Below are 9151 nucleotides of genomic sequence, written 5' to 3' on the forward strand. Positions count from 1 at the left end.
AGTTAAATCCAATATTCAATGATCCTAATAGAGTAGAGAAATAATTGCTAAGAATTATCTCCCTCTCATTGAACCGTACGTACGGGTCTCGTATACGGCTCTACAACTTATATTCCAACTTATCTTAGATAGTAATTTAAAGGATTGAGCAAACCAGCTCCGTCCTTTATTTTATTTTCAAGCAAATCTGGACTTATGATAAAGTTCACAACATTCATTCCGCTTTGTCTGTACCAACCGAGCCTTGAATTTGCTACTTTGTAAATTGATTCATGATCGAATCCATTCTTATTCTTCTGATTGAGATAGCATAGATTTCTATATATTGTCTTAGGTGTTTTCCATTGCTTTATAACAATCACTCTTATCTTGTGCCTAAGCCATGCTCCAAACTCTTGCATGAACATTTTCATCATTCCGATTCTAAAGTAATTAATCCATCCCCTGACTACTTCATTCACTCGCTTAATGGTTATTGCAAGTGGACGTGCGATAGCTTTGTTTCTTTTGAGATATTCACTCAATTTCTGCTTTAGCTTCTTTTTCTTTTCTGTGGTAGGTTTTACTTTCCATTTACCACCGTGATTCAGGAAGGTGAATCCAAGATATTTACTTCTTGTTGGTCTGACTACTTTTGTTTTGGTTGCATTTACTTTCAGAAAAAGTTTTCTTTCTATCCAATCTGTGATGGATTTCATCACTCTATTGGCTGCCATTTCACTTTTGGTGAACACCATTGTATCGTCAGCATACCTTGTAAAACGAAGTCCTCTTTGCTCCAGTTCCTTATCTAATTTATCAAGATATACATTAGATAGTACAACTGAAAGGGGACCGCCCTGTGGCACTCCGCTTGTTGTAGCTTTCTCTAGTCCTTTTTCCATTGCTCCCGCTTTCAGGTATTTCCGAATCAGGTTCAATGTAGTACTGTCATTTACTTCTTCTCTAAGAATTTGAATTAATTTGTCATGATTTACTTTATCAAAGAACTTCTCTATATCAATGTCTATTACCCATTCATATCCCTCATTCAGATACTCCAGTGCTTGTTTTATGGCATCATGACAACTTCTTCCTGGTCTGAAGCCATAACTAAACTCACTGAATAGTTCTTCATAGATATCTATAATGGGCTGAGCAATCGCTTGTTGTATTACTCTATCTAAGACTGTTGGAATTCCTAATGGTCTCATTTTTCCATTATCTTTCGGAATATAAGCTCTGCGTACTGGCTTTGGCATATAGGTTCGGTTTCTGATTGACTGGACAATTTCATCTTTGTTTTCCTTGATGTATGCACCAAGTTCCTCAACTATCATTCCATCAACTCCCCCTGCCCCTTTGTTTGCCACTACTTTCTTATAGGCTCTGTTTAGATTTTCTTTTGATGTAATCACATCTATTAATTCCATTCGTTGTTACTCCTCTGATTATTACAAAATTTATGCATAGCACCCCTCTCGATATACACAGTATTCCTCGGTTACGTTCCTACTTTTCCCATCCATCTGATTTCTGGTTTATGCACCATTCTCTTAATAACGATTTGTACTATAAATCGTTTCAGTCCTTCAGCTGTTACGCCTACTATGACATCATCTGACTCCCTCCCTAAACCTTTTTCGACCACATCTTTCAATGTGTGGGTAGGGTCTCCCAAGGTAAGACACTAATCTTTCATTCCACAACCTCTTGATTTACAATTTTGGTTATACGTTTACCTTTTGGGCTTCGGTTTGTTAAGCAACCTTACCCACCTCATCGCCTTATCAAGTTTCTGTTCGTAGGCTCAAGAACTTTGCTATGCGCTTCCTTCATCTATGCCATTACTGACACCAACTTGCGCTCCGCTACACTTGGCGGTAAATACCCGTGGTCAGACTTTCACTGACTAGATTAGTGCCATGCTTGGCACACTTAAAAAAGCGAATCTCCAACCTGGAAATTCGCTTCTGATTTTTAAAATAATAAGAGCACGAGACGGGACCCGAACTCGAAATCATGAAATAACGATAATATCAGTAAATACCGAGATTCCTTGTAAATACGTGATTTCCTGGTATTTCTATATTCTATAAAAGGGCAGCCGCTTTCCCTGTGAAACACATTATTCTTCGTGCCATACGCTCGAATTTATTAAAAAGCCGTACTCAAAACACAGGATGTCTGCCCATAAATTATCTACCACATTTTCTTGTCCATTGTTCTAATATTAAAGTGCACATCTGTCGTGGCGCTAATCCAAAGCCTTCTTAATCCACTATATTTCAAGACGGACGATTTAATCTCCTGAAGGCTCCAGCCCATCTTGTCTTAATCGCAGTCACAGTCATCATCTTCGTCTTCATTCCACTGACGGCATGGAGCATTTCTGCAGCCATCTCTGAAACCAGCCCAGTAAGCTTCTTTTTTCTCCCGTTTGCACCGGTCTCTATCTCTGTCCCGATCCCAGTCATGGTCCCTGTCACGGTCCCTGTCACGATCCCAATCACGGTCCCAATCACGGTCACGCCTGCAATTACACCTACAAAATCCGCAATTAAAGCAACACATAAATTTCATACCCTTTCAATTATAATTACATTACATTATATGGGACAGGAAGACAAGGTGTGAAAATGAGTATATCCATGCTTTAAAATTCTGAATCCTTTAATTCATAATACTGCAGTGCTTCATTATGATCTGGTGCAGACGTTACCGCTCCGTTACCACTTGCCGTTCTGATCCAGTAATATCACTTTCCACCAATCACATGAAGGCCTTCTTCCATTGCCCGGTCTGCATAATCTGTTTAAATTATCTTATGTAAACAAAAAGAGGGGTCCAAAACCTGGACCTCCCAATAAACATTAAAAAATTAAAGAGCGCGAGACGGGACTCGAACCCGCGACCCCGACCTTGGCAAGGTCGTACTCCACCAACTGAGCCACTCGCGCTTATTACATCTTATCTTCTTCTTTTGTCGGGCATATACCCTCAAAACCACACATTGTTATATATCTTCTTCATCCGTTCTTTTCCTCTTACCTAAACCAACCTGGTTAAGCCCTCGACCTATTAGTGACAGTCAGCTACACATGTTGCCATGCTTCCACCTCTGCCCTATCTACCTCGTCGTCTTCAAGGGGTCTTACTCTTGCGATGGGATATCTCATCTTGAGGGGGGCTTCACGCTTAGATGCCTTCAGCGTTTATCCCTTCCCGACTTGGCTACTCTGCCATGGCTTTGATCGCCAACAGATACACCAGAGGTCAGTCCATCCCGGTCCTCTCGTACTAAGGACAGCTCCTCTCAAATATCCTACGCCCACGCCGGATAGGGACCGAACTGTCTCACGACGTTCTGAACCCAGCTCGCGTACCGCTTTAATGGGCGAACAGCCCAACCCTTGGGACCTACTACAGCCCCAGGATGCGATGAGCCGACATCGAGGTGCCAAACCACTCCGTCGATGTGAACTCTTGGGAGTGATAAGCCTGTTATCCCCAGGGTAGCTTTTATCCGTTGAGCGATGGCAATCCCACTTTATACCACCGGATCACTAAGTCCTAGTTTCCTACCTGCTCCACCCGTCGGTGTCGCAGTCAAGCTCCCTTATGCCTTTGCACTCTTCGAATGGTTTCCGTCCATTCTGAGGGAACCTTTGAGCGCCTCCGATACCCTTTCGGAGGCGACCGCCCCAGTCAAACTCCCCGCCTGACATTGTCCCCCAGCCAGGTCATGGCTGCAGGTTAGAAATCCAATACCGCAAGGGTGGTATCCCAACATCGGCTCCACAAAGACTGGCGTCCTTGCTTCATAGCCTCCCACCTATCCTGTACATGCAGTACCGAATCCCAGTATCAAGCTGGAGTAAAGCTCCATGGGGTCTTTCCGTCCTGGCGCAGGTAACCAGCATCTTCACTGGTATTTCAATTTCACCGGGTGCATTGTCGAGACAGCGCTCAAATCATTACGCCTTTCGTGCGGGTCGGAACTTACCCGACAAGGAATTTCGCTACCTTAGGACCGTTATAGTTACGGCCGCCGTTTACTGGGGCTTAAATTCAGAGCTTCGCCTTACGGCTAACCCCTCCTCGTAACCTTCCAGCACCGGGCAGGCGTCAGCCCATATACCTCACCTTTCGGTTTTGCATAGACCTGTGTTTTTGCTAAACAGTTGCTTGAGCCTATTCTCTGCGGCCTGGTTTCCCAGGCACCCTTTATCCCGAAGTTACAGGGTCATTTTGCCGAGTTCCTTAACAATGCTTCTCCCGCCGGCCTTAGGATTCTCTCCTCATCCACCTGTGTCGGTTTACGGTACGGGCACATATCACACAATAGCGGCTTTTCTTGACAGCCCCTACAGAGACTTCCCTACTTTTGTTCGGTACGCATCACACCTTCCTGTTGCTAAGCGGATTTTCCGGCTTAACCAGTCCAATGCTTGCCCCGGTCTTTTCATTCCCGGGTTCTCCCTCGGTTCTGTGTCCCCACAGTTCTGATGATATGCGGTACAGGAATTTCAACCTGTTGTCCATCGGCTACGTCTTTCGACCTCGCCTTAGGCCCCGACTTACCCAGAGCAGATCAGCTTTACTCTGGAAACCTTAGATATTCGGCCTGGAGGATTCCCACCTCCATCTCGCTACTCATTCCGGCATTCTCTCTTCTTAACACTCCACATCTCCTTACGGTAATGCTTCTGTGCGTTAAGAATGCTCCTCTACCAATCATTTCTGATTCCACAGCTTCGGTGTCGTGTTTCAGCCCCGGACATTTTCGGCGCAGGACCTCTCGACTAGTGAGCTATTACGCACTCTTTGAATGTGTGGCTGCTTCTAAGCCAACATCCTAGTTGTCTCTGAAATCCCACATCCTTTTCCACTTAACACGCACTTTGGGACCTTAGCTGGTGGTCTGGGCTCTTTCCCTTTTGACTGCCCAACTTATCTCGTGCAGTCTGACTCCCGTACATCATCTGGCCGGCATTCGGAGTTTGATATTCTTTGGTAAGCTTTGACGCCCCCTAGGAAATTCAGTGCTCTACCTCCGGCAGACTAATACGAGGCTAGCCCTAAAGCTATTTCGAGGAGAACCAGCTATCTCCGGGTTCGATTGGAATTTCTCCCCTACCCACACCTCATCGCCACCCTTTTCAACGGATGTGCGTTCGGTCCTCCACCGCCTTTTACGGCAGCTTCAACCTGGACATGGGTAGATCACCCGGTTTCGGGTCTACCTTTACTGACTCATTCGCCCTATTAAGACTTGGTTTCCCTTCGGCTCCGCACCTTGAGTGCTTAACCTTGCCAGTAACGGTAACTCGCCGGACCGTTCTACAAAAAGTACGCGGTTCCACTTAAAATGTGGTTCCACAGCTTGTAAACACAGGGTTTCAGGTTCTCTTTCACTCCCCTCCCGGGGTCCTTTTCACCTTTCCTTCACAGTACTATGCGCTATCGGTCACTAAGTAGTATTTAGCCTTGGAGGGTGGTCCCTCCGACTTCCCACAAGGTTTCTCGTGTCTCGTGGTACTTTGGATCCTGCTCGCTGACTATTGCTTTCCCATACAAGGCTTTCACTTTCTATGGCCGGTCTTTCCAGGACCGTTCTGGTAACAAATCGTCTCACTTATTGCAGTCCATAACCCCGCCATGCACGCATGACGGTTTAGGCTCCTTCCATTTCGCTCGCCGCTACTTTGGAAATCGAGTTTTCTTTCTTTTCCTCCGGGTACTTAGATGTTTCAGTTCCCCGGGTTCCCGACGTATGGCTATGGATTCACCATACGACAGCTGAGGTTTGCTCAGCTGGGTTTCCCCATTCAGACATCTCCGGATCAAAGGATATTTGCTCCTCCCCGAAGCTTTTCGCAGCTTATCACGTCTTTCATCGGCTCTTAGTGCCAAGGCATCCACCTTGTGCTCTTTATAGCTTAACCAATCGATCTTCGCCTGCGGGTGCGGGCTTGGATCTAAGATACATAGCGTTGTATCTCTGGTCTTAGGTTGTTATTTCACCGTACGTTACGGCTACTTTAACGAGTTATTGTTTGGTTACATCTTTCAATGTAACACCTCGGATGTCTTGATTTTGTCTTTATATATAAAGACTCTATCTAGATATATTTCAATATGTGGTTTTCAAGGTACATGCGCGATGCAACCAGAAGCGTGCACAATGGAATGGAAAACTGTGTTGAAAGCTTGCTTTCATAAGCAGTTTTGTATTTCATTGTATAGGCGTAAAACGCCGTGACTGAGAAAAGCGTTAGCTTTTCGAAGTGCCGCTTCGTAACAGCACCGAATGGAGATGGAGAGATTCGAACTCTTGACCCCCTGCTTGCAAGGCAGGTGCTCTCCCAACTGAGCTACACCCCATAATACTTGGATGCGGGTCTACCCTGTAAAGGCAATCCCTATATTTACTTTTATCTGGTTTACTACAGTGTGATAATCCAATGGGCTTAAGTGGACTCGAACCACCGACCTCACGCTTATCAGGCGTGCGCTCTAACCAGCTGAGCTATAAGCCCATATGTAATCTGGCACCCACCTGCTCTCCCATGCCGTCTCCAGCATAGTACCATCGGCCGCTTAAGTCTTAACCATCGTGTTCGGGATGGGAACGGGTGTCTCCCCTAAGCGCATCGGCACCAGAAATCTTTTGTCTTCTTGGTGTTCTTTATTTAGTTAGCCTGGTCCATGATTGCACCTCCAAAACCTACGGTTTTCTCGGTCGCATCTGCGATGCTTATGGAGTAAGTCACAGCCTTCCGTCCGTAAAAGTAAACTTTCCCGTACTCCATTCTGTACCTTTCTCCGCAATCATTCCTCACTTTGCGAACATAAGACTCAACAGTATCTAAAACCCTCACCACTCTCACTAAATTCAGCTTCGCTTCATTAAGTGTTCGGGTGGGCTTTCACACTAAACTCGGTAATACCTCGTTAAGTGTTCAATGCCTACTTCTTCTTCCTTAGAAAGGAGGTGATCCAGCCGCACCTTCCGATACGGCTACCTTGTTACGACTTCACCCCAGTTATCAGTCCCGCCTTCGGCAGCTCCNATTAGCTTAACCAATCGATCTTCGCCTGCGGGTGCGGGCTTGGATCTAAGATACATAGCGTTGTATCTCTGGTCTTAGGTTGTTCGTTTACCGTACGTCACGGTAATTGAACGAGTTATTGTTTGGTTACATCTTTCAATGTAACACCTCGGATGTCTTGATGTCGTCTTTATTAATAAAGACTCTATCTAGATATATTTCAATATGTGGTTTTCAAGGTACATGCGCGATGCAACCAGAAGCGTGCACAATGGAATGGAAAACTGTGTTGAAAGCTTGCTTTCATAAGCAGTTTTGTATTTCATTGTATAGGCGTAAAACGCCGTGACTGAGAAAAGCGTTAGCTTTTCGAAGTGCCGCTTCGTAACAGCACCGAATGGAGATGGAGAGATTCGAACTCTTGACCCCCTGCTTGCAAGGCAGGTGCTCTCCCAACTGAGCTACACCCCATNTAATCGCCCTATTAAGACTTGGTTTCCCTTCGGCTCCGCACCTTGAGTGCTTAACCTTGCCAGTAACGGTAACTCGCCGGACCGTTCTACAAAAAGTACGCGGTTCCACTTAAAATGTGGTTCCACAGCTTGTAAACACAGGGTTTCAGGTTCTCTTTCACTCCCCTCCCGGGGTCCTTTTCACCTTTCCTTCACAGTACTATGCGCTATCGGTCACTAAGTAGTATTTAGCCTTGGAGGGTGGTCCCTCCGACTTCCCACAAGGTTTCTCGTGTCTCGTGGTACTTTGGATCCTGCTCGCTGACTATTGCTTTCCCATACAAGGCTTTCACTTTCTATGGCCGGTCTTTCCAGGACCGTTCTGGTAACAAATCGTCTCACTTATTGCAGTCCATAACCCCGCCATGCACGCATGACGGTTTAGGCTCCTTCCATTTCGCTCGCCGCTACTTTGGAAATCGAGTTTTCTTTCTTTTCCTCCGGGTACTTAGATGTTTCAGTTCCCCGGGTTCCCGACGTATGGCTATGGATTCACCATACGACAGCTGAGGTTTGCTCAGCTGGGTTTCCCCATTCAGACATCTCCGGATCAAAGGATATTTGCTCCTCCCCGAAGCTTTTCGCAGCTTATCACGTCTTTCATCGGCTCTTAGTGCCAAGGCATCCACCTTGTGCTCTTATTAGCTTAACCAATCGATCTTCGCCTGCGGGTGCGGGCTTGGATCTAAGATACATAGCGTTGTATCTCTGGTCTTAGGTTGTTATTTCACCGTACGTTACGGTTACTTTAACGAGTTATTGTTTGGTTACATCTTTCGATGTAACACCTCGGATGTCTTGATTTTGTCTTTATATATAAAGACTCTATCTAGATATATTTCAATATGTGGTTTTCAAGGTACGTGCGCGGTGCCGCTTCTAACAGCACCACTGTGACTGAAGTTTATCAGTCATTCGAAAGCTCAATCTGTTTGAACCCACGAATCACTGGTAAAAACCAGCTATATAAAACAGCATTTCCCTGCTGGATCAGGTTAACACATTCTTTCACACAGGCTTCGCCTTTTTCTCCACCCATTGGAACGTGTCCGTTCTATATAAAACACTCCTGAGAGTGATTTTTTTAATGTAATCTGGCACCCACCTGCTCTCCCATGCCGTCTCCAGCATAGTACCATCGGCCGCTTAAGTCTTAACCATCGTGTTCGGGATGGGAACGGGTGTCTCCCCTAAGCGCATCGGCACCAGAAAGATTTTGTCTTCTTGGTGTTCTTTATTTAGTTAGCCTGGTCCATGATTGCACCTCCAAAACCTACGGTTTTCTCGGTCGCATCTGCGATGCTTATGGAGTAAGTCACAGCCTTCCGTCCGTAAAAGTAAACTTTCCCGTACTCCATTCTGTACCTTTCTCCGCAATCATTCCTCACTTTGCGAACATAAGACTCAACAGTATCTAAAACCCTCACCACTCTCACTAAATTCAGCTTCGCTTCATTAAGTGTTCGGGTGGGCTTTCACACTAAACTCGGTAATACCTCGTTAAGTGTTCAATGCCTACTTCTTCTTCCTTAGAAAGGAGGTGATCCAGCCGCACCTTCCGATACGGCTACCTTGTTACGACTTCACCCCAGTTATCAGTCCCGC

The 9151-nt window shown here is 45.7% G+C and carries 2 protein-coding genes, 4 tRNA genes, 4 rRNA genes and 1 other annotated feature (1 of these 11 running past the window's edge); all 10 genes read right to left on the reverse strand.

Annotated features, from left to right (window positions below; all coding sequences use genetic code 11):
* Nucleotides 1-119: 119 nt before the first annotated feature.
* Nucleotides 120-1412 carry a group II intron reverse transcriptase/maturase gene (ltrA, locus tag BQ9856_RS16735; protein WP_077612056.1) on the reverse strand — a complete coding sequence of 431 codons (1293 nt, stop codon included), beginning with the start codon at nt 1410-1412 and terminating at the stop codon, nt 120-122.
* A gap of 855 nt (nt 1413-2267) precedes the next feature.
* A complete protein-coding gene (locus BQ9856_RS16740; RefSeq protein ID WP_077612057.1) occupies nt 2268-2504 on the reverse strand; it encodes a hypothetical protein in 237 nt (78 codons plus the stop codon).
* 362 nt (nt 2505-2866) lie between these two features.
* Nucleotides 2867-2939, reverse strand: a tRNA-Gly gene (locus BQ9856_RS16745).
* A gap of 101 nt (nt 2940-3040) precedes the next feature.
* Nucleotides 3041-5927: ribosomal RNA gene (locus tag BQ9856_RS16750) — 23S ribosomal RNA — on the reverse strand.
* A gap of 366 nt (nt 5928-6293) precedes the next feature.
* Nucleotides 6294-6365 (reverse strand) — tRNA-Ala (locus BQ9856_RS16755).
* Nucleotides 6366-6447: 82 nt separating this feature from the next.
* Nucleotides 6448-6521 (reverse strand) — tRNA-Ile (locus BQ9856_RS16760).
* 7 nt (nt 6522-6528) lie between these two features.
* Nucleotides 6529-6646: ribosomal RNA gene (gene rrf, locus BQ9856_RS16765) — 5S ribosomal RNA — on the reverse strand.
* Between the two features lie 786 nt (nt 6647-7432).
* Nucleotides 7433-7504 (reverse strand) — tRNA-Ala (locus BQ9856_RS24920).
* 136 nt (nt 7505-7640) lie between these two features.
* Nucleotides 7641-8184: a sequence feature (23S ribosomal RNA rRNA prediction is too short), on the reverse strand.
* A gap of 454 nt (nt 8185-8638) precedes the next feature.
* Nucleotides 8639-8756 (reverse strand): 5S ribosomal RNA (rrf, locus tag BQ9856_RS16770).
* Nucleotides 8757-9079: 323 nt separating this feature from the next.
* A 16S ribosomal RNA gene (locus BQ9856_RS16775) occupies nt 9080-9151 on the reverse strand; it runs 1460 nt beyond the window's last position.

This window comes from Clostridium sp. Marseille-P2415, from assembly GCF_900155545.1.
GTDB lineage: Bacteria > Bacillota > Clostridia > Lachnospirales > Lachnospiraceae > Lacrimispora.

Excerpts from the sequence above, each read along its gene's own strand:
- ltrA (WP_077612056.1), bottom strand. The coding sequence starts at position 1,412 with ATGGAATTAATAGATGTGATTACATCAAAAGAAAATCTAAACAGAGCC.